General features: G+C 68.3%; 21 protein-coding genes and 1 tRNA gene. 16 read left to right on the forward strand and 6 right to left on the reverse strand.

Going from position 1 to position 23,186, the window contains the following annotated elements; all coding sequences use genetic code 11:
* Position 1 precedes the first annotated feature (1 nt).
* A complete protein-coding gene (fabI, locus tag KV106_RS01765) occupies positions 2-784 on the forward strand; it encodes an enoyl-ACP reductase FabI (RefSeq protein ID WP_261205846.1) in 783 nt (260 codons plus the stop codon).
* Positions 785-925: 141 nt separating this feature from the next.
* On the forward strand, positions 926-1,765 hold the full coding sequence (locus KV106_RS01770; RefSeq protein WP_261205847.1) for a DNA ligase: 840 nt from the start codon (positions 926-928) through the stop codon (positions 1,763-1,765).
* 38 nt (positions 1,766-1,803) lie between these two features.
* Here KV106_RS01770 and KV106_RS01775 read toward each other — a convergent pair whose 3' ends face one another.
* Positions 1,804-4,101 carry an arginine/lysine/ornithine decarboxylase gene (locus KV106_RS01775; protein ID WP_057591725.1) on the reverse strand — a complete coding sequence of 766 codons (2,298 nt, stop codon included), beginning with the start codon at positions 4,099-4,101 and terminating at the stop codon, positions 1,804-1,806.
* Positions 4,102-4,312: 211 nt separating this feature from the next.
* Here KV106_RS01775 and KV106_RS01780 point away from each other — a divergent pair, with 211 nt between their 5' ends.
* From KV106_RS01780 to KV106_RS01800, 5 genes are all read left to right on the forward strand, one after another.
* The gene (locus tag KV106_RS01780) at positions 4,313-4,738 is read left to right on the forward strand and encodes an NfeD family protein (RefSeq protein ID WP_261205848.1); all 426 of its coding nucleotides are present in this window, start codon (positions 4,313-4,315) and stop codon (positions 4,736-4,738) included.
* 34 nt (positions 4,739-4,772) lie between these two features.
* Positions 4,773-5,705, forward strand: a complete 933-nt coding sequence (locus tag KV106_RS01785) for an SPFH domain-containing protein (RefSeq protein ID WP_057591727.1) — start codon at positions 4,773-4,775, stop codon at positions 5,703-5,705.
* Positions 5,706-5,750: 45 nt separating this feature from the next.
* Positions 5,751-5,841: transfer RNA gene (locus KV106_RS01790), tRNA-Ser, on the forward strand.
* Between the two features lie 139 nt (positions 5,842-5,980).
* Positions 5,981-6,343: a hypothetical protein gene (locus KV106_RS01795; RefSeq protein WP_057591728.1), complete on the forward strand. Its 363-nt coding sequence runs from the start codon at positions 5,981-5,983 to the stop codon at positions 6,341-6,343.
* Between the two features lie 139 nt (positions 6,344-6,482).
* Positions 6,483-6,872: a response regulator gene (locus KV106_RS01800; protein WP_057591729.1), complete on the forward strand. Its 390-nt coding sequence runs from the start codon at positions 6,483-6,485 to the stop codon at positions 6,870-6,872.
* 108 nt (positions 6,873-6,980) lie between these two features.
* Here the strand turns inward: KV106_RS01800 and KV106_RS01805 are convergent, their stop codons facing one another.
* From KV106_RS01805 to KV106_RS01820, 4 genes are all read right to left on the reverse strand, one after another.
* On the reverse strand, positions 6,981-8,189 hold the full coding sequence (locus KV106_RS01805; protein WP_057591730.1) for a branched-chain amino acid ABC transporter substrate-binding protein: 1,209 nt from the start codon (positions 8,187-8,189) through the stop codon (positions 6,981-6,983).
* 149 nt (positions 8,190-8,338) lie between these two features.
* On the reverse strand, positions 8,339-8,758 hold the full coding sequence (locus tag KV106_RS01810; protein ID WP_057591731.1) for a hypothetical protein: 420 nt from the start codon (positions 8,756-8,758) through the stop codon (positions 8,339-8,341).
* A complete protein-coding gene (locus KV106_RS01815; RefSeq protein WP_057591732.1) occupies positions 8,758-9,201 on the reverse strand; it encodes a DNA polymerase III subunit chi in 444 nt (147 codons plus the stop codon). Before KV106_RS01815 ends, KV106_RS01810 begins: the two co-directional genes overlap by 1 nt.
* Positions 9,198-10,745 carry a leucyl aminopeptidase gene (locus tag KV106_RS01820; RefSeq protein ID WP_261205849.1) on the reverse strand — a complete coding sequence of 516 codons (1,548 nt, stop codon included), beginning with the start codon at positions 10,743-10,745 and terminating at the stop codon, positions 9,198-9,200. Before KV106_RS01820 ends, KV106_RS01815 begins: the two co-directional genes overlap by 4 nt.
* 21 nt (positions 10,746-10,766) lie before the next feature.
* On the opposite strand from KV106_RS01820, the gene lptF reads away from it, so the two are divergent.
* The 8 genes from lptF to KV106_RS01860 all read left to right on the forward strand — a co-directional run bounded on the left by lptF (position 10,767) and on the right by KV106_RS01860 (position 16,763).
* On the forward strand, positions 10,767-11,903 hold the full coding sequence (gene lptF, locus KV106_RS01825; protein ID WP_057591734.1) for an LPS export ABC transporter permease LptF: 1,137 nt from the start codon (positions 10,767-10,769) through the stop codon (positions 11,901-11,903).
* Positions 11,900-13,009: an LPS export ABC transporter permease LptG gene (gene lptG / locus KV106_RS01830; RefSeq protein WP_057591735.1), complete on the forward strand. Its 1,110-nt coding sequence runs from the start codon at positions 11,900-11,902 to the stop codon at positions 13,007-13,009. Before lptF ends, lptG begins: the two co-directional genes overlap by 4 nt.
* Complete coding sequence (locus KV106_RS01835; RefSeq protein ID WP_057591736.1) at positions 13,009-13,383, forward strand: sirohydrochlorin chelatase; 375 nt, start codon at positions 13,009-13,011, stop codon at positions 13,381-13,383. Before lptG ends, KV106_RS01835 begins: the two co-directional genes overlap by 1 nt.
* A gap of 63 nt (positions 13,384-13,446) precedes the next feature.
* Positions 13,447-14,388 (forward strand): CysB family HTH-type transcriptional regulator, encoded by a 942-nt coding sequence (locus KV106_RS01840; protein WP_057591737.1) that lies wholly within the window; start codon positions 13,447-13,449, stop codon positions 14,386-14,388.
* A 43-nt stretch (positions 14,389-14,431) separates the two neighbouring features.
* On the forward strand, positions 14,432-15,601 hold the full coding sequence (locus tag KV106_RS01845) for a pyridoxal phosphate-dependent aminotransferase (protein WP_261205852.1): 1,170 nt from the start codon (positions 14,432-14,434) through the stop codon (positions 15,599-15,601).
* 37 nt (positions 15,602-15,638) lie between these two features.
* Entirely contained in the window at positions 15,639-16,025 is a 387-nt protein-coding gene (locus tag KV106_RS01850; protein ID WP_261205853.1) for a rard protein, read from the forward strand.
* A 16-nt stretch (positions 16,026-16,041) separates the two neighbouring features.
* Positions 16,042-16,509 (forward strand): DUF3592 domain-containing protein, encoded by a 468-nt coding sequence (locus KV106_RS01855; protein ID WP_261205854.1) that lies wholly within the window; start codon positions 16,042-16,044, stop codon positions 16,507-16,509.
* A 95-nt stretch (positions 16,510-16,604) separates the two neighbouring features.
* The gene (locus tag KV106_RS01860; RefSeq protein WP_082321553.1) at positions 16,605-16,763 is read left to right on the forward strand and encodes a DUF3309 family protein; all 159 of its coding nucleotides are present in this window, start codon (positions 16,605-16,607) and stop codon (positions 16,761-16,763) included.
* A gap of 106 nt (positions 16,764-16,869) precedes the next feature.
* Here KV106_RS01860 and hrpA read toward each other — a convergent pair whose 3' ends face one another.
* Complete coding sequence (gene hrpA / locus KV106_RS01865) at positions 16,870-20,655, reverse strand: ATP-dependent RNA helicase HrpA (RefSeq protein WP_261205971.1); 3,786 nt, start codon at positions 20,653-20,655, stop codon at positions 16,870-16,872.
* Between the two features lie 491 nt (positions 20,656-21,146).
* Between hrpA and KV106_RS01870 the strand changes: the two genes are divergently transcribed.
* Positions 21,147-23,153, forward strand: a complete 2,007-nt coding sequence (locus KV106_RS01870) for an AAA family ATPase (protein ID WP_261205855.1) — start codon at positions 21,147-21,149, stop codon at positions 23,151-23,153.
* Positions 23,154-23,186 lie beyond the last annotated feature (33 nt).

Consider the following 23,186-nt stretch of genomic DNA (forward strand, 5'->3'; position numbering starts at 1 on the left):
CATGGGCTTTCTTTCCGGCAAAAAACTCCTGATCACCGGCGTGCTGAGCAACCGCTCCATCGCCTACGGCATCGCCAAGGCCTGCCATGAACAGGGTGCCGAGCTCGCCTTCAGCTATGTCGGCGAGCGCTTCAAGGACCGCATCACCGAGTTCGCGGCCGACTTCGATTCCAAGCTGATCTTCGACTGCGACGTCGGCGACGACGCCCAGATCGAGAAGCTGTTCGCCGACCTGTCGCAGGCCTGGCCGAAGTTCGACGGCTTCGTGCACAGCATCGGCTTCGCGCCGCGCGAGGCGATCGCGGGCGACTTCCTCGAGGGCCTGTCGCGCGAGGGCTTCCGCATCGCGCACGACATCAGCGCCTACAGCTTCCCGGCGATGGCGAAGGCGGCCCAGCCCTACCTCGACGACCGGTCGGCCCTGCTCACGCTGACCTACCTGGGCGCCGAGCGCGCGCTGCCCAACTACAACACCATGGGCCTGGCCAAGGCCTCGCTCGAGGCCTCGGTGCGCTACACGGCGGCCTCGCTGGGCCCGAAGGGCGTGCGCGTCAACGGCATCAGCGCCGGCCCGATCAAGACGCTCGCGGCCAGCGGCATCAAGGGCTTCGGCAAGATGCTCGGCGCCGTGGCCGAGGCCTCGCCGATCCGGCGCAACGTGACGATCGAGGAAGTCGGCAACGTGGCGGCCTTCCTGCTGAGCGACCTCGCCAGCGGCGTGACGGCCGAGATCACCTACGTCGACGGCGGCTTCAGCAACGTCGTCGGCGGCATGGCCGAGTAAGCGGCCAAGCTGCTCACGGGCGCGGCCTCGCGCCCGTCGGACGGCGATGCGCGCCGGTCGCGCCGCGCTTGCCCCGCCATGGAACTTCGGCCACAAATGGGCATCCATCGGTCGTTTCCAGCTACTCATTTCATAGCACCCGTGCTCCATCGACGTTCCCTGCTGCTCGCCACCCTGGGCCTCGTGCTGGCCTTGCCCGCGCGCGCCGGTGCGCCGGCCCTGATGCTGGCCGAGGTCTACAAGCCGGGCATGTCGCTGGCCGACTACTGGGTCAGCGAGAAATACGACGGCGTGCGCGCGTACTGGGACGGGCGGCAGCTCTACACGCGCGGCGGCGAGCGCATCGTGGCGCCGGCCTGGTTCACCGCGACGCTGCCCAAGCAGCCGCTCGACGGCGAACTCTGGGCCGGCCGCGGACGCTTCGCGCATGCGGTGTCGACGGTGCGCAGCCAGACGCCCAACGACATCGCCTGGCACGAGATGAAGTTCATGGTGTTCGACCTGCCGGCCCAGGGCGGCGACTTCACGGCCCGCCTCGGCGTGCTGCGCAGGCTGCTGCCGATCACCGACGCGCCCTGGGTGGTCGCGGTGCCGCAGGAACGCGCGACCACGGCCGAGGCGCTGCAGGCGCTGCTCGACAAGACCGTGAAGATGGGCGGCGAAGGCCTGATGCTGCACCGCGGCGCCTCGCTCTACCGCGCCGAGCGCAACAACGACCTGCTCAAGGTCAAGACCCACGACGATGCCGAGGCCCGCGTGGTCGGCCACGTGCCCGGCAAGGGCAGGCATGCCCAGCGGCTCGGCGCGCTGCTGGTCGAGATGCCCGGCGGCCAGCGCTTCAAGCTGGGCACCGGCCTGAGCGATGCCGAGCGCGAGCATCCGCCCGCGATCGGCACCTGGGTCACCTACCGCTACAACGGGCTCACGGCCGGCGGGCTGCCGCGCTTCGCACGCTTCATGCGCGTGCGCGAGGACGGCTGAGCCGCCCTGCGCAGCCTTCTCCCCTCGCGCTTCGGCGCTCAGGCGCTCTTCCGCACGCAGTCGGCGTAGTAGCGCTTCTTGCCCGTCTCGTCGACACGCGCCACCAGACCGTGGATGTCGGTCTCGAAACCCGGGCACTGCGTGTTGAACTCGCGCGAGAACTTCAGGTAGTCGACGATCTTCTTGTTGAAGACCTCGCCCGGGATCAGGAGCGGAATGCCCGGCGGGTACGGCGTGATCAGGCTGGTGGTGATGCGGCCCTCGAGTTCGTCGATCTCCACGCGCTCGGTCTTGCGGTGCGCGATGTGCGCGAAGGCGTCGCTGGGCTTCATCGCGGGCGTGAGGTCGCTCAGGTACATCTCGGTCGTCAGGCGGGCTACGTCGTAGCGCGCGTAGAGCTGGTGGATGTGCTGGCACAGGTCGCGCAGGCCGAGGCGCTCGTAACCGGTGTGCTGCTGGCAGAACTCCGGCATGATCCGCCACATCGGCTGGTTGCGCGCGTAGTCGTCCTTGAACTGCTGCAGCGCCGTCAGCAGCGTGTTCCAGCGGCCCTTGGTGATGCCGATGGTGAACATGATGAAGAAGCTGTAGAGGCCGGTCTTCTCGACGATCACGCCGTGCTCGGCGAGGAACTTGGTCACCACGCTGGCGGGAATGCCGCTCTCGGCGAAGTTGCCCTCGAGGTCCAGGCCCGGCGTCACGATGGTCGACTTGATCGGGTCGAGCATGTTGAAGCCGTCGACCAGTTCGCCGAAGCCGTGCCAGTTGCGCGGCGACTTCTTCGAACGGCTCTTGCCGTTCTTCTCGCCGTGCATGATCCAGTCGTCCGGCACGCCGATGCCCTCGTCCACGAGCTTCTCGGGACCCCAGACCTTGAACCACCACTCGTCCTTGCCGAACTCCTCCTCGACCTTGCGCATGGCGCGGCGGAAGTCGAGCGCCTCGAGGATGCTCTCCTCCACCAGCGCGGTGCCGCCGGGCGGCTCCATCATCGCGGCGGCCACGTCGCAGCTCGCGATGATCGCGTACTGCGGGCTGGTCGACGAGTGCATCAGGTAGGCCTCGTTGAACAGGTCGCGGTCGAGCTGGCGGTTCTGCGAGTCCTGCACCAGCACGTGGCTGGCCTGGCTGATGCCGGCCAGCAGCTTGTGCGTGGACTGGGTCGCGAACACCAGCGACTCCTTCGGCCGCACGCGGCGCTTGCCCATCGCGTGGTAGGAGCCGTAGAAGGGGTGGAAGGCGGCGTGCGGCAGCCAGGCCTCGTCGAAGTGCAGCGTGTCGACGTAGCCGTCGAGCGTGTTCTTGATGGTCTCGGTGTTGTAGATCACGCCGTCGTAGGTCGACTGCGTGAGCGTCATCACGCGCGGCTTGACCTTGTTGGCATCGACGTCCGCCAGCAGCGGATTGGCCTTGATCTTGGCCTTGATGGCCTCGGGCTCGAACTCGCTCTTGGGGATCGGGCCGATGATGCCGAAGTGGTTGCGCGTGGGCTTCATGAAGACGGGGATCGCGCCCGTCATGATGATCGCGTGCAGGATCGACTTGTGGCAGTTGCGGTCCACCACCACCACGTCGTCGGGCGCCACCGTGTGGTGCCACACCATCTTGTTGCTGGTGCTGGTGCCGTTGGTCACGAAGAAGCAGTGGTCGGCATTGAAGATGCGCGCCGCGTTGCGCTCGCTGGCCGCCACCGGGCCGGTGTGGTCGAGCAGTTGGCCCAGTTCCTCCACCGCGTTGCAGACGTCGGCGCGCAGCATGTTCTCGCCGAAGAACTGGTGGAACATCTGGCCCACCGGGCTCTTGAGGAAGGCCACGCCGCCCGAGTGGCCCGGGCAGTGCCACGAGTAGGAGCCGTCTTCCGCGTAGTCGATCAGCGCCTTGAAGAACGGCGGCTGCACGCTCTCGAGGTAGCTCTTGGCCTCGCGGATGATGTGGCGCGCCACGAATTCGGGGGTGTCCTCGAACATGTGGATGAAGCCGTGCAGCTCGCGCAGGATGTCGTTCGGGATGTGGCGCGAGGTCTTGGTCTCGCCGTAGATGTAGATCGGCACGTCGGCGTTCTTGCGCCGCACTTCGCCGATGAAATTGCGCAGGTTCAGCACCGCCGGATCGAGGTCGGGCCCGATCGAGAATTCCTCGTCGTCGATCGACAGGATGAAGGCGCTGGCACGGCTTTGCTGCTGAGCGAACTGGCTCAGGTCGCCGTAGCTCGTGACGCCCAGCACCTCGAAGCCTTCCGTCTCGATGGCCTGCGCGAGCGCGCGGATGCCGAGGCCCGAGGTGTTCTCGGAGCGGAAGTCCTCGTCGATGATGACGATGGGGAAGCGGAATTTCATGGGGCAGAGCTCCGGGACAGGCAATGAGGCGCGAAGTGTACGGAATTCAGATGAAGAATTCGCCCGCGCGCGCAATGCCCGCCGAATGTCGCCGCGATGCGTCCCGCCGCGCCGCGCCGGGAGCCCCCACAAAGTGCAGGCGAGTCCGGGCGCGCGGGAGCGCATGCCTCAGAATGGGGTCGCCTGAAACAAAACAAGGAAGGAGATGTCAATGGCGAATTCCACGATCTGGTGGTTGATCGCTGGCGCGGCAATCGTGGTCGAGCTCCTGTCCGGCACGATCTACCTGCTGCTGCTGGCCGGCGGATTCGCCGCCGCGGCGATCTCCGCCCACCTGGGCTTCGGCACAGTCACCCAGCTGCTGGTGGCCGCCGTCGTCGGCGTGGTCGCGGTGCTGTCCTGGTACTCGATCCAGCGCAAGCGCCCGCCGCCCCCACCCACCGAAGCCAACCGCGACCTCAATCTCGACATCGGCGAGCGCGTGCAGGTCGAGGCCTGGAATCCCGACGGCACCGCCACCGTGCGCTACCGCGGCGCCCAGTGGACCGTCGTGCAGCGCGCGGGCCATGCGCCCTCCACCGGCGAGCACCGCGTGGTGGAGGTGGTCGGCAGCCGGCTGGTGGTCGACAAGATCTAGAACCCGAGAACGAAAGAGGAAAGGTACAGAAGCCATGGAATATTCGGTCCCCGTCATCATCCTGGTCATCGCGATCATCTTCATCAGTCAGTCGGTGAAGTTCGTGCCGCAGCAGAACGCCTGGGTGCGCGAGCGCCTGGGCAAGTACCACGGCACCATGACGCCCGGCCCCAACTTCCTGATCCCGTTCATCGACCGCGTGGCCTACAAGCACAGCCTGAAGGAAATCCCGCTCGACGTGCCGAGCCAGATCTGCATCACGCGCGACAACACGCAGCTGCAGGTCGACGGCATCCTCTACTTCCAGGTCACCGACCCGATGCGCGCGAGCTACGGCTCGTCGAACTACATCGTGGCCGTGACCCAGCTCGCCCAGACCTCGCTGCGCAGCGTGATCGGCAAGCTGGAGCTCGACAAGACCTTCGAGGAGCGCGACGTCATCAATGCCCAGGTGGTCGCGGCCATCGACGAGGCGGCGCTCAACTGGGGCGTGAAGGTGCTGCGCTACGAGATCAAGGACCTGACGCCGCCGAAGGAAATCCTGCAGGCGATGCAGCGCCAGATCACGGCCGAACGCGAGAAGCGCGCGCTGATCGCGGCCTCCGAGGGCCGGCGCCAGGAGCAGATCAACATCGCCACCGGCGAACGCGAGGCCTTCATCGCGCGCTCCGAGGGCGAGAAGCAGGCCCAGATCAACAACGCCCAGGGCGAGGCGGCCGCGATCACCGCGGTGGCCACCGCGACGGCCGACGCCATCGAACGCGTGGCCGCCGCGATCCAGCAGCCGGGCGGCGAGCAGGCGGTGCAGCTCAAGGTGGCCGAACGCGCGGTCGATGCCTACGGCAAGGTCGCGGCCGACTCCAAGACCACGCTGATCGTGCCGAGCAACATGACCGAGACCGCGGCGCTCATCGCCTCGGCCATGCGCATGGTGCAGGCCGGCAAGTCCTCGGGGCCGACGGCCTGAGGCTTTCCGGAAACGGCCCCGGCGACTGCTACAATCGTGGGCTTCGGAGCGGTGGATGAGCGGTTTAAGTCGCACGCCTGGAAAGCGTGTGAGGGTTAATAGCCCTCCGCGGGTTCGAATCCCGCCTGCTCCGCCAGAGAGTCTTTGTTCGCAACCGTTCGCGAACATGCAGGAAGCCCGAGTTGCCATTGGCACTTGGGCTTTTTTGTGGGCGCCCGTTGCTCGCGCGCGACTGGCGTACGATCCGCAGGTTCTCAGTTCCCAGGAGGCGCCGCATGGCAGGACACCCCAGCACCAAGCCGCTCGGCAGCACGTCGCTCGACCGCACCCTCGAAAAGACCGAGCAGGTCGCCGCCGACGTGCAGAAGGCCTCCGACAACCTCGCGGTGGTCAACACCGTGCTCGAGCAGGAGCTGCCCGAGGAGGTACAGGTGGGCGACGTGGCGCTGGCCATCGCGCACACCAGCCAGCTCGAGGAAAAGCTCGCGCAGTCGGCCGAGCAGCTCGCCGAGGTCAATGCCGCGCTCAGCGAGGAGATCGAGAAGCGCATCGAGGCCACGGCCCAGCGCGACGAGAGCGTGGCCCGCGCGAAGAAGCTCGAGCAGGCCGCCGGCACGGGCAAGAGCGCGAACGACTGACGCCGCGCGCTTGGGCGATGCCCGAGCGCCTCGGTCATCGCATGAAATAGGGACACGCCGCGTTTCTCCGTCTCCTTTCTCCTACGCGGCAAGCTCGCGCGGCACGCTACGCTATTGGTTCTCACACCCTATCCGTGGCATGGCCCTCATCACGTTCCTCGTCGAGGACAACAAGACCATCAGGGACAACCTGGTTCCGGCACTCGAGGACCTCGTGAATGCCCAAGTCGTTGGCTTTGCCGAAACCGAATCCGAAGCGCTGGCATGGCTGCGCGACCATCCGGCCGAGTGGCAGCTGCTGATCGTCGACCTGTTCCTCAAGGAAGGCTCGGGCCTGGGCGTGCTCGCGGGCTGCAAGGAACGTCGTCCCGGCCAGCGCGCGGTGGTGCTGAGCAACTACGTGACGGCCGACATTCGCACGCGCTGCGAGACCCTCGGCGCCGACGCGGTCTTCGACAAGTCGCGCGACCTCGACGCCTTCATCGAGTACTGCAACACCGACCGCCCCTCGGGACTCGCGCCGCTCTGAAGCCACGGGCGCCCATCACCCTCCTCTTCATTTTCTTGCGCCGTTTCGAACGCCCATGGAAAAAAGGGCCCGAAGGCCCTTTCTCGTTGGAACGCGGATCGCAGCCGATCAACGAACCACGGCGATCTGCGTACGCTGGCCACCCTTGTAGGTGTAGAGCGTCAGCGCGCCGTTCTTGATGTCGCCCTTCTCGTCGAAGGCGATCGGGCCGGTCACGCCCTTGTACTGGATCTTGCCCACTTCGGGCAGGTACTTCTCGGGGTCGGACGAACCGGCCTTGACCATGGCTTCGGCCAGCACGTTGACCGCGTCGTAGACGTACGGTGCGTAGATCTGGACGTCGACACCGTTCTTGGCCTTGAACTTGGTCTTGAAATCTTCGAGCGGCTGCTTGAAGTCGCCGTCCACGCCGCCGGCTTCGGCGCACACCACCATGTCTTCGCCGATGGCATCGCCAGCGAGCTTCGGCAGTTCGCCGGTGCACAGGCCGTCGCCGCCCATGAACTTGACGTTCAGGCCGAGCTGCTTGACCTGCTTGAGCATCGGGCCGCCGACGGCGTCCATGCCGCCGAAGAACAGCACGTCGGGCTTGGCCGACTTGAGCTTGGTCAGGATGGCGTTGAAGTCGGTCGATTTGTCGGTGGTGAATTCGTGGCCCACGATGGTGGCGCCGGCGGCTTTGGCCGACTTCTCGAATTCTTCGGCGACGCCCTGGCCGTAGGCCGTGCGGTCGTCGATCACGGCGATGTTCTTGCCCTTGAGCGTTTCGACCGCGTACTTGCCCAGCGTGCCGCCGAGTTGCGTGTCGTCGGCCACCACGCGGAAGGTGGTCTTGAAGCCCTGGCGGGTGTACTTGGGGTTCGTCGCCGACGGCGAGATCTGGGGGATGCCGGCGTCGCTGTAGAGCTTCGAGGCGGGGATGGTGGTGCCCGAGTTCAGGTGGCCGACCACGCCGTTGACCTTGCTGTCGACCAGCTTCTGGGCCACGGCCGTGCCTTGCTTCGGATCGCCTGCGTCGTCTTCGGCGACCAGTTCGAACTTGGCGACCTTGTCGCCGATCTTGAGACCCTTGGCATTCAGTTCCTCGATCGCCATCTTGGCGCCGAACTCGTTGTCCTTGCCGAGGTGGGCAATGGGACCGCTGGTCGGAGCCACGTGGCCGATCTTCACGACCAGTGCATCGGCGGGAGGTGCAGCGGGTGCCGGGGCGGCCGCGGTGGGCGCCGGGGCAGCAGCGGGTGCCGCAGCTTCTTCTTTCTTGCCGCAAGCCACCAGCGTGAGTGCAGCCAGAGCGACCGCAGTCCATTTCAATTGCATGAGAACCTCCAGAACATGGATGATGAGATTGAGAAACCGGTCGTGTGATCCGGGCGCTCCTGACCTCGCAAGTTCCGCGCCGCAGACCCGGGCCACCCTAACCCTCCAGCTTTGGCCCACCCGACCTGGCGCGCAGTTTAGCCGAAGCATCACCCCTCGAAAGTTGGCGTAGACCCTGGGTTTTCCGAGAGTTCGGCGGCCATCGCCTCGATCACCAGAGCGCGCAAAACGGCTTCGATTTCGCCGCGCAAACGCGGCACCATCGCATCGAGTTGCTGCTGCACGGCGGCGGCCACCGTATCGCTCAAACGCTCCTCGAGCGAGAAGTCCACGCGCTGCAGAACGCGGTGCAGCAACTGCTCCTCGAGCCGCACGATGTCGGCCTCGGAACGCTGCACCGCGGGCGGCAGTGCGACGGCCTGGGCCGGGTCGGGCATGGCCGGCGCGTCGGCGTCCGGACCCGCGTGGTCCGTCGATGGCGAATGCGCCGCGACCGGCTCGGCGGGCAGGTCGAGCACCGTCGTCAGGGTGGGAACGAAACGCGGCGGCGTGCGGGTCGGACTGGCCATCAGGATGCGCTCCTCGCGAAGTCGTGCGGCTGGATCGTGTAGCCGCGGTCGGCATAGTGGCGCCAGCGCGCGCGGCCGATCTGGCGGTCGTCGGGTTCGTTGCTCACGATGTCGATCAGGCGCTCGTAGCGCTCGAAGCCCGCGGGCACCTGTGCCCCGAGATTGACCAGCAGTTCGCGGTGCGGCAGCGCCGCCGATTCCGCGCCCTCGTCGGCCAGGATCACGGGCGAGCGCGACAGCACGTGGGCCGGCGCGTCGGCTCGGCAATGCGCGACGAACTCGGTCGGCGCCAGTTGCCAGAGCCCGGCATCGACCGCGTCGAGCCATTGCGCCTCGCCGACCACCACCACGCGCATGCCGCGCGTGGCGACGGCCTTGCGCACGAGCCGGCAGGCGTAGCTGAGCTTGTCGGGCGCGTTGTAGTGAAAGCCGATCTCCGTCACTGCACCGAACGCGCCTTGCGGGCCGCCGCCTTGCTCTCGCCCTTGCCCTCGTTCTTGCGCTCCGCCCTGGCCTTCGCCTTGGCGCTGTCGGCGGCGGCCGCGCCGTCCTGCGCGCGGCGCGTCAGGTACGAGACCAGCAGGCCCACCGGCCGGCCCGTCGAGCCCTTGGCCGCGCCGCTCTTCCATGCGGTGCCGGCGATGTCGAGGTGCGCCCAGGCGAAGTCGGCCGTGAAGCGCTGCAGGAACTTGGCCGCGGTGATGGCACCGCCCGCACGGCCGGCCACGTTGGCCACGTCGGCGAAGTTGGTCTTCAGGCCTTCGGCATATTCGTCGTCGAGCGGCAGGCGCCAGCAACGGTCCTGCGACGTCTCGCCGGCCGCCTCGAGCGCCGCGGCCAGCGCGTCGTCGCTCGAGAACAGGCCGCTGCGCACGCCGCCCAGGGCCACCACGCAGGCGCCCGTGAGCGTCGCGATGTCGATCACGGCGGCGGGGTCGAAGCGCTTGGCGTAGGTCAGCGCGTCGCAGAGGATCAGCCGGCCCTCGGCATCGGTGTTGAGGATCTCGATGGTCTGGCCGCTCATGCTGGTGACCACGTCGCCGGGCTTGATGGCGCGGCCGTCGTTCATGTTCTCGCACGAGGGGATCAGGCCGACCACGTTGATCGCGGGCTTGATGCCGGCGAGCGCGCGGAAGGTGCCGAGCACGCTCGCGGCGCCGCACATGTCGAACTTCATCTCGTCCATTTCGGCCGCCGGCTTGAGCGAGACGCCGCCGGTGTCGAAGGTGATGCCCTTGCCGACCAGCACCACGGGCGCCTGGTCCTTGGGCCCGCCCTGGTAGCGCAGCACGATGAAGCGCAGCGGCTCGGCCGAGCCCTGGGCCACGGCCGCGAAGGCGCCCATGCCGAGCTTGTCGACCTCCTTGGGACCGAGCACCTCGCACTTGATGCCGGGCAGCTTGCCCAGGCCCTTGGCGGCCTCGGCCAGCATCGTCGGCGTGGCATGGTTGGCGGGACGGTTGCCCCACTCCTTGGCGAACTCGATGCCCTCGACGGTGGCGCGCGCCTGCTCGAAGGCCGCGCCGACCGCGGCCGCGTCGGCCACGCCGACGATCAGCTGGCGGATGGTGCGCGGCTCGGCCTTGGACTTGGTGGCGGTGTAGACATAGCTGGCGTCGGCGGCCGCGGTCACGGCGCTCGCCACGGCCGCGGGCGCGGCGTCCTGGGCGAAGGCCAGCACCACGCGCTTGGGCGACTGGGCCTTGGCGGCGTTGACCGCGGCGATCACGCCGCTGCGCACCGAGGCCGGCTGGCCGTCGCCGATGGCCGCCAGCACCACGCGGTTGGCGGCCACGTCCTCGGGCCGGTACAGGGACAGCAGCTTGCCGGCCTTGTCGGGCAGGTCGCCGGCCTTGCGGGCGGCCGCGATCTGGACGGAAAGAGGGTCCTTGGACGCGAGCGGCGCGCTGCCCACGAGCACGATCAGGACGTCGGATTTTTCGGCCGCTGCGCGGGCGACGGTGAGGGTCTTGAGTTGAAAGTCCATAATCCTTTTTTTCCTCGAACGATGTTATTCCATTCTTCCCTACGCAAGGAGCTGTCCCGCAGCTTCGGAGCGACCCTCGTGGTCCTGGTCACCATCGTGATGACCATGATGCTCATCCGTACGCTCGGACTGGCCTCCAAGGGCAGCGTGAACCCGTCCGAAGTGTTCCTCGTCATGGCCTACACGGTGCTCGGCTACATGCCGACCATCCTGAGCCTGAGCCTGTTCATCGCCATCGTCGGCACCCTGTCGCGCATGTACCGCGACAGCGAGATGGTGATCTGGTTCTCCAGCGGCCGCGGGCTGTCCGACTTCGTCGAGCCGCTGTTCCGCTTCGCCTGGCCGGTGCTGCTGCTGATCGCCGCCATGGCGCTGATCGGCTGGCCCTGGGCCAACTCGCAGACCATGGGCATGCGCCAGCAGTACGAGCAGCGCGGCGACCTCGAGCGTGTCTCGCCCGGCGAATTCCGTGAATCGGCCGGCCGGCTGCGGGTGTTCTTCATCGACAAGGACTCCGCCGACAGCGCCACAGCCACCAACGTCTTCATCTGGTCGGTCGAGCGCAACCTGCAGATCACGACCTCGGCGCGCAGCGGCCGCATCGAGAACGTCGGCAATTCGCGCTACCTGATGCTGAGCAACGGCCAGCGCCTGGAGCGCCCGCTGCTGCCCAACGGCGCCCTGAAGATCAGCGAATTCGAGACCTACGGCACGCGTGCCGGCGGCAGCAGCGCGGGCTCCAGCGACGCCACGCCGCCGCGCGCTCGCACCACGCTGTCGCTGCTCGGCGACTTCAACACCAGCGCGGCGCGCGGCGAACTCGCCTGGCGCCTGGGCATGCTGCTGGCGGCCATCAACTTCGTGCTGCTGGCCCTGGCCGTCTCCAGCGTCAATCCGCGCGTGGGCCGCAGCGGCAACCTGCTGTTCGCGCTGTTCGCCTTCGTCATCTACTACAACCTGCTGAACCTGGGCCAGAGCTGGATCAGCTCGGGCCGCTACGGCATGGGCGGCTTCATGCTGCTGCTGCACGGCGGCGTGGCGCTGTTCGCCGTCTCCTGGCTGACGCTGCGCAACAACAACTGGACGCGCCGCAAGAACCGCGGCACGGGCGCCGCCCCGCCGCCGCCCTCCACCACCCGGCTGGAGCCCACGCCATGAGAACCATCCGCCGCCTGATCTACATCGAGGCGCTGAAGGCCGTGGCCTTCGTGACGCTCGGCTTCCTGAGCCTGTTCTTCTTCTTCGACTTCGTCGACGAGCTGCAGGCCGTGGGCCGCCCCGAGAGCCTGGCCTACGGGCCGGCGCAGGCGCTGCTCTACGTGACCTTGCTGCTGCCGAGCCATCTCTACGAGCTGCTGCCGATCACCGTGCTGATCGGCTGCATCTTCGTGATGGCGCGGCTCGCGCAAAGCTCCGAATACACCATCCTGCGCACCAGCGGCCTCGGCCCCTGGCGCGCGCTGCGCACGCTGCTGGTGCTCGGCCTGGGCTTCGTGGTGCTGACCTTCGCGGTGGGCGACTACCTCGCGCCGGCCGCCGAGCGCGCCGCGCAGCTCGTGAAGTCGCGCTACCAGGGCACCTTCACCTTCGTGGGCAACACCGGTGCCTGGCTCAAGGAGCGGCAGGACAAGGCGTCCTACGCCGTCAACGTGCTGTCGATCTCGCGCAACGGCGCGCTCAAGACCGCGCGCATCTTCGAGTTCGACGACAAGGGCTACCTGCGCAAGCAGATGACCGCCGCCACCGCACGCATCGAGCGCGGCTACTGGGTGCTGTCGGAGATCGAGCAGCAGGACTACGACACCCGCGCCGCCGAGGGCAAGGCGCACGTCGCCACCACAAAAATGGCCGAACTCAACTGGCCGACTTCACTGACGGCCGAGATGGTGTCGGTGGCGCTGCTGCGGCCCGACCGCATGAGCACCATCGACCTGTTCGACTACATCCGCCACCTCGACGCCAACGGCCAGACCGCGCAGCGCTACGAGATCGAGTTCTGGCGCAAGGTGTTCTATCCGCTGTCCTGCCTGGTGATGGTGGTGCTCGCCCTGCCCTTCGCCTACCTGCACTTCCGCCAGGCCGGCATCACCACCTACGTGTTCGGCGGCGTGATGATCGGCATCAGCTTCTTCCTGCTGAACAACGTGTTCGGCTACCTCGGCAACCTCAGCAACTGGTCGCCCTGGATCACGGCGGCGGCGCCGGGGCTCATCTACTCGGTGATGTCGCTGGCGGCCTTCAGCTGGCTGGTGCTCAGGCGCTGATGGCCACGCCGACGGTGCAGGGCATCGTGCTGCTGGCGCACGGCTCGCGCGACCCGCGCTGGCGCGCGCCGATCGAGGCCGTGGCGGCACGAACGCAAGCGCTGTCGCCCGAGGCCCGGGTGCGCTGCGCCTACCTCGAGCTGGCCGAGCCCGACCTGCGCGGCGCGGTGGCCGCGCTGGCCGGCGAAGGCGCCAGCGCGATCCGCGTGGTGCCGCTGTTCCTCGGCATGGGCAAGCATGCGCGCGAGGACATCCCGCGCCAGCTCGACGCGCTGCGCGCCGAATGGCCCGCGCTGGCCTTCACGCTCGGCCCCACCGTGGGGGAATCGCCGCAGGTGATCGACCTGCTGGCCCGAATCGCGGTGGAAAACTGAACATCCGGACATTTCCATAGATTCCGAAGGCATAATAAATTCCGTAATAAGACGGAATTTGATATGAATCTGCACCAGTTCAAGTTTGTTCAGGAAGCCGTGCGGCGCAACCTGAACCTGACCGAGGCCGCCAAGGCGCTGCACACCTCCCAGCCCGGAGTGTCGAAGGCGATCATCGAGCTCGAGGAGGAACTCGGCGTGGAAATCTTCGCGCGCCACGGCAAGCGCCTCAAGCGCGTGACCGAGCCGGGCCAGCACGTGATCGCGAGCATCGAGCTGATCATGCGCGAGGTCGGCAACCTCAAGCGCATCGGCGAGCAGTTCAGCGCGCAGGACAGCGGAACGCTGTCGATCGCCACCACCCACACGCAGGCGCGCTACGTGCTGCCCGTGCCGGTGGCCAAGCTGCGCGAGGCCTATCCCAAGGTCAACGTGAGCCTGCACCAGGGCTCGCCCGACCAGGTGGCACGCATGGTGATCGACGAGGTGGCCGAGATCGGCATCGCGACCGAATCGCTCGCCGACTACGCCGAGCTCGTGACCCTGCCCTGCTACGAGTGGCAGCACGTGCTGGTGCTGCCCAAGGAACACCCGCTGGCGACCAAGGAGCGCATCTCGCTCGAGGACCTAGCCTCCGAGCCGATCATCACCTACCACCCCTCGTTCACCGGCCGCACGCGCATCGACCATGCCTTCGCGCAGAAGAAGCTCGCGCCGCGCATCGCGCTCGAAGCCATCGACTCCGACGTGATCAAGACCTATGTGCGCCTCGGGCTCGGCGTGGGCATCGTGGCCGAGATGGCGGTGCGCGACGAATCGAACGCCGACCTCGTGGTGCGCCCGATGGGCCAGGTGTTCGGCCAGAACATCGCGCGCGTGGCCTTCAAGCGCAGCGCCTACCTGCGCAACTTCGTGTTCAAGTTCGCCGAGCTGCTGTCCGACCGGCTCGACCGCAACCTGATCGCCAAGGCCCTGAGCGGCCACCAGCAGGACTACGACCTCTGAGCGGCCCACGCGCTCGCCCGACCTTCCTTCCACGCATCCCACCATGAGCACCGCCCCTCCTCCCCGCACGCCCGAGATCGCGACCAAGCTGCCCGCCGTCGGCACCACCATCTTCACCGTGATGTCCGCGCTCGCGGCCGAGAAGAACGCGGTCAACCTGGGCCAGGGCTTCCCCGATTTCCATTGCGATCCGCAACTGCTCGAGGACGTGACGGCCGCCATGGCCGCGGGCCACAACCAGTACCCGCCGATGCCGGGCATCCCCGCGCTGCGCGATGCCATCGCGGCCAAGATCGAGGCGCTCTACGGCCACCGCTACAGCGCCGCGGCCGAGATCACGGTGACCGCGGGCGCCACGCAGGCGATCATCACGGCCATCCTCGCGGTGGTGCGCGCGGGCGACGAGGTGATCGTGCTCGAGCCCTGCTACGACAGCTACGTGCCCAACATCGAGCTCGCGGGCGGCAGCGTGGTGCGCGTGCCGCTGGTGCCGGGCAGCTTCCGCCCCGATTTCGACCGCATCGCCGCCGCTTTAAGCCCACGCACGCGCGCGATCATCATCAACACGCCGCACAACCCCAGCGCCACCGTGTGGACCGAGGCCGAGATGCGCCGGCTCGAGGAACTGCTCGCGCCCACCGAGGTGTTCGTGATCGCCGACGAGGTCTACGAGCACATGGTCTACGACGGCGCGCGCCACGAGAGCGTGGCGCGCTTCCCCGGGCTGGCGGCGCGCAGCTTCATCGTCAGCAGCTTCGGCAAGACCTACCACGTCACCGGCTGGAAGGTCGGCTTCGTGGCCGCGCCGGCGCCGCTGATGGCCGAGTTCCGCAAGGTGCACCAGTTCAACGTGTTCACCGTCAACACGCCGATGCAGCACGCGCTGGCGCGCTACATGGCCAACCCCGCGCCCTACCTCGAGCTGCCGGCCTTCTACCAGCGCAAGCGCGACCTGTTCGCCGCCGGCCTCGCCAGGACCCGCTTCAAGCTGCTGCGCAGCGAAGGCAGCTACTTCCAGTGCGTCGACATCTCGGCGGTCAGCGATCTCTCCGAAGCCGACTTCTGCCTCTGGCTCACGCGCGAGATCGGCGTGGCCGCGATCCCGCTGTCGGCCTTCTACGGCGACGGCTTCGACCAGCGCGTGGTGCGCTTCTGCTTCGCCAAGAAGGACGAGACGCTGGTCGCCGCGCTCGAGCGGCTCGCCAGGCTCTGAGCCCATCGATCGGCGCCGGGCCACGGGACCGCACGCGATGAAGGCGCCACGGCTGCTCCTCGGCGCGCTCGCGCTGTCCTTCTTCGCCGCCGGCGTGGCCGACGCCTTCGTGCCGCTGCTGCCGGGCCGGCAGTACTCAGCCGTCGACATGCTGCACATGCCGCTGATCACCGCGCTGTGCTACGCGTGGTGCCGTGCCGACCTGCTCGCGCGCGGCCAGGTGCCGCGCGGGCGCATCGCGCTGTTCGCGGGCCTGTTCCCGCTGCTGGGCGTGCCCGTGTTCTTCCTGCGCACGCGGCCCTGGCGGCAGGCGCTGCTCGGCCTGCTGCGCACCGCGGGCTTCCTCGCCTTCTGCCTGCTGCTCGCGAGCCTCGGCGGCCTGCTCGGCGACTTCGCCGCGGGCGCCTCGCACCGTGGCGGCTGAGGGAGGCACGCGCGCCATGGCGAATCCCCAGCTTCGCACCCTGCAGAAAATCTTCGGCGGCGTCGGCGCGGCCCTGTTCGTGGTGGCGCTGCTCGTGGCGGCCCACACCCTCTACTTCATCCGCTCCGCGGTACACGCGCCCGGCGAGGTGATCGACCTGCTGCACGTGGAATCGGACGACGACGGCGACGGCACCTGGAAGCCGCGCGTGCGCTTCCGCACGGCCGCAGGCGAGACGATCGAGTTCGAGTCCTCGACCAGCAGCAACCCGCCCTCCTACGAAATCGGCGAAGCGGTGCAGGTGCTGCATGCGCCCGGCAATCCGCGCAACGCGCGCATCGACGGCTTCTTCTCGCTCTGGGGCATGTCCATCGTCTTCGGTGCCATCGGCACGGCCTTCCTGGTGGTCGTGCTGGTGCTCGCCATCGTCGCCGCCGCTACGCCGGCGCAGTCCACCCGGCGCGGGCGCCGACGCCCACGGTAGGACAGTCCTGACCGGCGAAGGCGCGGCTCTCTTGCGCTGCGCGCACCCCGGGGTCACGAGCATCGAGGCTCGATAACAACGTCCCTGGAGAAAACATGTCGCTCTCGTTCATCCTGCTGATCGTCCTGATCCTTCTGCTGATCGGCGCGCTGCCGAGCTGGGGACACAGCCGTACCTGGGGCTACGGACCCAGCGGCGGTCTTGGTCTCGTGCTCGTGATCGTGATCATCCTGGTGCTGATGGGCAGGATATGACGCGCGGGCCAGGCGGCACGCCGCCTTGCCCTTCATGACGAGGTGAAGGCCTCTTCGGACGAAGCCCGCGGCAGCGGGCTTTTTCTTTGGAACGTCGAAAGGACCGTCAGGCCTGCAGCTGCGCCCAGGCCTTGTCGAGCCGCTTCACGCTCACCGGCTGCGGCGTGCGCAGTTCCTGCGCGAAGAAGCTCACGCGCAGTTCCTCGAGCAGCCAGCGGAACTCGAGCATGCGATCGTCGACCACGCCCTTGCGCTCGGCCACCAGCCGCCAGTAGCGCTGCTCGTGTGGCCGCAGCTCGGCCAGCTTGGCGGTGTCGCGCGCCGGGTCGCCGCGCAGCTTGTCGAGCCGCAGCACGATGGCCTTGAGGTAGCGCGCGAAATGCTGCAGCTGCGTCCACGGCGCATCGGCGATGAAGCGCTTGCCGACCAGCTTCTGCAGCTGCTGCGCGGCGTCCTGCACCGACTCGGGCTGGATCTTCGTGTCCTTGATCTTGCGCGCGGCCGCGGCGTACTCCACGAGGATCGTCGCGGCCAGCCGTGCCACCTCGCTGGCGATCAGGGTCAGCCGGCCGCGCCCCTCGTCGAGCCGCCGCTTGAACGCGAACTCGTCGGCCGGCAGCGGCTCCTGCAGGAAGGCACGGTCGATCGCCACTTCGACGATCTGCGCGCGCAGCTCGTCGGCGGTGCCCAGCGGCATGTAGGCCACGGCCATCTTCTGCAGGTCGGGGATGTTCTTCTCGAGGTACTTGAGCGCGTCCTTGAGCTGCAGCGCGAACAGCCGTCGCAGGCCCGCGCGGTGCTTCGCGACCGCGACCGCGGGTTCGTCGAAGACCTCGATCGTGACGGCATCGCCCTCGTCGCGCAGCGCGGGAAAGCCCACCAGCGACTGGGCGCCGCGGCGCACCTCCATCAGCTCGGGCAGTTCGCCGAAGCTCCAGGCGGTGTAGCGCTGGCCGGCCGGCAGCGCCGGCGTGGCAGGCGCGGCCGGCGCGGCCTCCTGGGCGCGGCGCGCGTCGGCGGGTGCCGCGGTCTTGGCGGGTTCGGCCGAGGCCTTCACGTTGAGCCCGGCCAGCGCCTGGAACGCACCGCGGGCCTTCGCGCCGAGCTCGGCCTTGAGCGCGCCGAGGTTGCGCCCCATGCCGAGCTGGCGGCCATGCTCGTCGACCACGCGCAGGTTCATGAACAGGTGCGGCGCGAGCATGTCGAGCTTGAAGTCGGCGCGCTTCACGTCGATGCTGGTCATGTCGCGCACGCGCTTGAGCAGCACGTCGGTCAGCGAGCCCGTGCCGAACAGCTCGGGCGCCGACAGCGCCTCGGCCAGCTTCGCCGCCGACTCGGGCAGCGGCACCAGCCGCGAGCGCGGCCGCTGCGGCAGGCTCTTGAGCAGCGCCTGGATCTTGTCCTTGAGCATGCCCGTCACCAGCCATTCGCAGCGTTCCTCGCTGACCTGGTTGAGCACGAACAGCGGCACGCTGACCGTGAGGCCGTCCTTGGCATCGCCGGGTTCGTGCAGGTAGCTCGCGGCGCAGTCCACGCCGCCGAGCCGCAAGGTGGGCGGGAACGACTGGGTGGTGATGCCGGCCGCCTGGTGGCGCATCAGCTCGTCGCGCGTGAGGAACAGCAGGCGCGGCTGCTCCTTCGAGGCCTGCCGGTACCAGTTCTCGAAGGTCGTGCCGCTGGCCACGTCGGCCGGCAGCTGCGCGTCGTAGAAGGCGAAGATCAGCTCGTCGTCGACCAGCACGTCCTGCCGGCGCGACTTGTGCTCGAGGCCCTCGACCTCGCGCACCAGCTTGCGGTTGGCCGCGAGGAACGGAAAGCGGCTGTCCCATTGCCCGCCGACCAGCGCCTCGCGGATGAAGATCTCGCGCGCGGCGACCGGGTCGACGCGCGTGAAGTCGACGCGCCGGCCGCTGTAGACCACCAGGCCATAAAGCGTGGCGCGCTCGAGCGCGGCCACCTGCGCGTTCTTCTTCTCCCAGTGCGGATCGAGCAGCTGCTTCTTCAGCAGATGGCCGCCCACCTGCTCGAGCCACTGCGGCTCGATGTTGGCGATGCCGCGGCCGAACAGCCGCGTGGTCTCGACCAGCTCGGCCGCCACGATCCAGCGCCCGGGCTTCTTCTTCAGGTGCGCGCCGGGGTGCTTGTAGAACTTGATGCCGCGCGCGCCGAGGTAGGCCTCGTCGTCCTCGAGCTTCCAGCCGATGTTGCCGAGCAGGCCCGCGAGCATCGACAGGTGCAGCGGCTCGTAGCCCGCGGGCTCGGCATTGATGCGCCACTTGTGCTCGGTGACCACCGTGAGCAGCTGCGAATGGATGTCGCGCCATTCGCGCACGCGGCGCACGTTGATGAAGTTCTGGCGCAGCAACTGCTCGTACTGGCGGTTGCTGAGCTTGTGGCTGTCGCCGTGGCCGCCGCGCGCGTCGGCGATCCACTTCCACAGCCGCAGGTAGCCGCTGAACTCGCTCTTCTCGTCATCGAACTTCGAATGCGCCTGGTCGGCCTGCTGCTGCGCTTCCATCGGGCGGTCGCGCACGTCCTGCACGCTGAGCGCCGAGGCGATCACCAGCACCTCCTCGAGCGCGCCGCGCGCACGGGCCTCGAGGATCATGCGGCCCACGCGCGGGTCGAGCGGCAGCTTCGCGAGCTCGGCGCCGGTGGCGGTCAGCTCGTTGGCATCGTCGACCGCGCCGAGCTCGTTGAGCAGCTGGTAGCCGTCGGCGATGGCGCGCGGCGACGGCGCCTCGAGGAAGGGAAAGCGCGACACGTCGCCCAGCCGCAGCGACTTCATGCGCAGGATCACGCCCGCGAGCGACGAGCGCAGGATCTCGGGATCGGTGAAGCGCGGCCGGCCCTCGAAGTCCTTCTCGTCGTAGAGGCGGATGCAGATGCCGTTGGCCACGCGGCCGCAGCGGCCCGCGCGCTGGTTGGCGGCGGCCTGGCTGATCGGCTCGACCAGCAGTTGCTCGACCTTGCTGCGGAAGCTGTAGCGCTTCACGCGCGCCGTGCCCGCGTCGATCACGTAGCGAATGCCCGGCACGGTGAGCGAGGTCTCGGCGACGTTGGTGGCCAGCACGATGCGCCGGCCGGTGTGGCCGTCGAAGATGCGGTCCTGCTCGGCCTGCGACAGCCGCGCGAACAGCGGCAGCACCTCGGCATTGCGGTAGAGCGGCTGGTGCGTCAGGTGCCGGCGCAGGTGGTCGGCCGCCTCGCGGATCTCGCGCTCGCCGGGCAGGAAGACCAGGATGTCGCCCGCGTGGTGCGGATCGCGCCAGAGCTCGTCGACGCCGTCGGCGATGGCGTCGTTGAGGTCGTGGTCGCGCGACTCCTCGAAGGGCCGGTAGCGCTGCTCCACGGGGAAGGTGCGGCCCGACACGAACACCGTGGGCGCCGGTCCCTTGGCCGAGGCGAAATGCTGCGCGAAGCGGTCGGCGTCGATGGTCGCCGAGGTCACGATCACCTTGAGGTCGGGCCGGCGCGGCAGGATCTCGCGCAGGTAGCCGAGCAGGAAGTCGATGTTCAGCGAGCGCTCGTGGGCCTCGTCGATGATGATGGTGTCGTAGGCCTTGAGCAGCGGATCGGTCTGCGTCTCGGCCAGCAGGATGCCGTCGGTCATCAGCTTGACCGAGGCATCGCGCGACAGGCGGTCCTGGAAGCGCACCTTGAAGCCGACCACCTCGCCCAGCGGCGTCTTGAGTTCCTCCGCGATGCGCTTGGCCACCGAGCTCGCGGCGATGCGGCGCGGCTGCGTGTGGCCGATCAGGCGGCCCTTGCCGGGCTCTGCATTGAGCTTGCCGCGGCCCAGCGCCAGCGCGATCTTCGGCAGTTGCGTGGTCTTGCCCGAGCCGGTCTCGCCGCAGACGATCACCACCTGGTGCGCCTGGATGGCGGCCATGATCTCGTCGCGCCGGGCCGAGACCGGCAGCGATTCGGGGAAGTCGATGCGAAGGAGGGAAGTCGTCGTGGTCGTCAAGGGAGGGGGTCGCAAGCGCAGGCGCCCGTGCTCTTCGGGCAAACCGTCGATTATCGGCGCGCACCACGGATGTTGCAGCGCTTCCACACCGCGGCGTAAATATTCTTTACGCGCCGGCCGCGCGCCGCTACGATCGCGGCCATGACCACCATCCTTGTACCCCCTTCGCTGCGTTCACGCGCAGGCCACGTGATTGCACGTGGCGGGGTCAAGTCGACCCGCCCGGCCTGACGAAGCCCGCGCGCGCCGCGTTCCCTCCCCTCACGGAACGCCGCCGCCCGCACGCTTCGGAAGCGATCCGAAGCGCGCCGCCCTGATCCCTCCCAGTGCATCGCATGCAGCCCTCCCCGTTCGCGGGGAAGCGGCCGCGTTCCCGTCTCCCGACCATTCATCCGAAGAAGAAAAAGACCGCCATGTCCAACGACATCCATTCCGACCTGCATGCGACGCTGGCCCAGCGCTCGCGCCACCTGCAGGCCGTGGCCCAATCGCTGAAGACCGAGCTCTTCGGCATCGACGACATCATCGATCGCGTGATCGATTCGCTGCGCGCCTGGTACGTGCTGCCGCAGCTCATCGGCCGCCCGGTCGTCATCTGCCTGTGGGGCCTCACGGGCACCGGCAAGACGCAGCTGGTGCGCCGCCTGGCCCAGCACCTGGGCTTCTACGACCGCTTCATCGAAGTGCAGATGGACGGCTTCAGCCACGGCTCGGGCCACCGCAGTGCCGGCTCGATCTCGGCCATGCTGGCCGAGTCGGGCATCGCCGAGGGCGAGCGCGGCATCCTCGTGCTCGACGAGTTCCAACGCTTTCGCACCGTCGACAAGCGCGGCAAGGAGACCAAGGTCGAGCGCTACCAGGACGTCTGGGCGCTGCTGTCCGACGGCCGCCTGCCGCCCTCGCTGTCGGTGCTCGGCGAGATCGAGTCCTCGCTGGCCTGGGCCGAGTACGACCAGGATCGCAAGAGCGCGGACGAAGACGATGAGGAAGACGACGAGAAGGACGGCAAGCCGCGCCGCAAGCGCCGGCTGCAGCTCTCGCCGTGGGAAGCGCAGGAGTTCAAGCGCTGCCTCAAGCTGCGCGAATCGCTGCTCGAGATCATGACCTGGAAGCCGGCCGAGATCCAGGAACGGCTGCGCGCCTTTCGCGCCTCGCAGCAGAGCTGGGAGAGCGACTACTCGAAGCTGCTGGTGTTCGTCTCGGGCAACCTCGACGAGATGTATGCCGAGACCGCCAAGCGGGTCGAGGACTGCGACACCGACGCCGACATCTTCCACGCGCTGACGAAGAAGCTGTCGCTGATCGACGTCAAGAAGGCGCTGGCCGAGCGCTTCAAGCCCGAGCAGATCGCGCGGCTCGGTAACGACCACGTGATCTACCCTTCGTTCGACCGCGCGACCTACGTGCGGCTGATCCTCTCGATCTGCGACCGCTACGTGGCCGAGATCCAGGAAAGCTCGGGCGTGCGCTTCGTGCTCGACGCCAGCGTCTACGAGCAGATCTACGCCAACGCGGTGTTCCCCGCGCAGGGCACGCGGCCGCTGTTCTCGTCGATCCACGCGATCCTCAGCGCGACCCTGGTCAACGCAGCGCTCTGGGCGCTCGAACAGGGCGCCAACGGCGCCGAGCCGGTGTGGCTGATGCTCGACGCGGGCGACGGCGCGCAGGGTCAGGCGAGGATGGTGGCGCGCCATCGCCTCGCGCGGCGCGAGTTCCCGGTGGTGCTCGAGCTCAACCGGATCAAGCAGCGCGCCAATGCCGACTTCCGCGCGCTGCTGGCGGTGCACGAGGCCGGCCACGGGCTGGTCTATGCGCTGCTGTTCGGCCGCGCGCCGCAGGAGATCCGCATCAACGTGGCCTCGTTCGAGGGCGGCTACAACAGCTACGTGAAGCGCAAGGCCTGGTCGAAGCAGAACACGCTCGACAGCATCTGCGTGAGCCTGGCCGGCCGCGCGGCCGAGCGGCTGGTGTTCGGCGACGCCGGTGCCACCACCGGCGCCGAGCAGGATCTCGCGCAGGCCACCGCGACCGCGGCGCGCCACGTGCGGCACCACGGCTTCGGCAGCCGCTGGAGCCGCACCGATGTGACCACCGACGCCAACGACAACCTCAACACCGACGTGGCGGCCACCAACCGGGAGATCGAGCAGATCCTGGCGCGCGAGCACATCCGCGCGCTCGAGCTGATCGAGTCGCACGCGACGGCCTTCCTCGCGGTGGTCGATGCACTGATGGCGCGAGGCTCGATCGCGCCGGCCGAACTCGCCGGGCTGCTCGGCCTGCCGCTGGCCGCGGCGGCACCGGCGGCCGCGCCGGAGCCCGAGCCGCTGGAGGCCTACGCCACGCAGCTCGCGTCGTTCAAGGCCCGCGGCACGCCGCCGGCCGGGGCCGCCGCGCGGCTGCTTCGCGCCCTGGCCTGATGCGCTGCACCAAAACGCGTCCAAGAATGCACA

Source organism: Variovorax endophyticus, from assembly GCF_025376855.1.
Lineage (GTDB): Bacteria > Pseudomonadota > Gammaproteobacteria > Burkholderiales > Burkholderiaceae_C > Variovorax.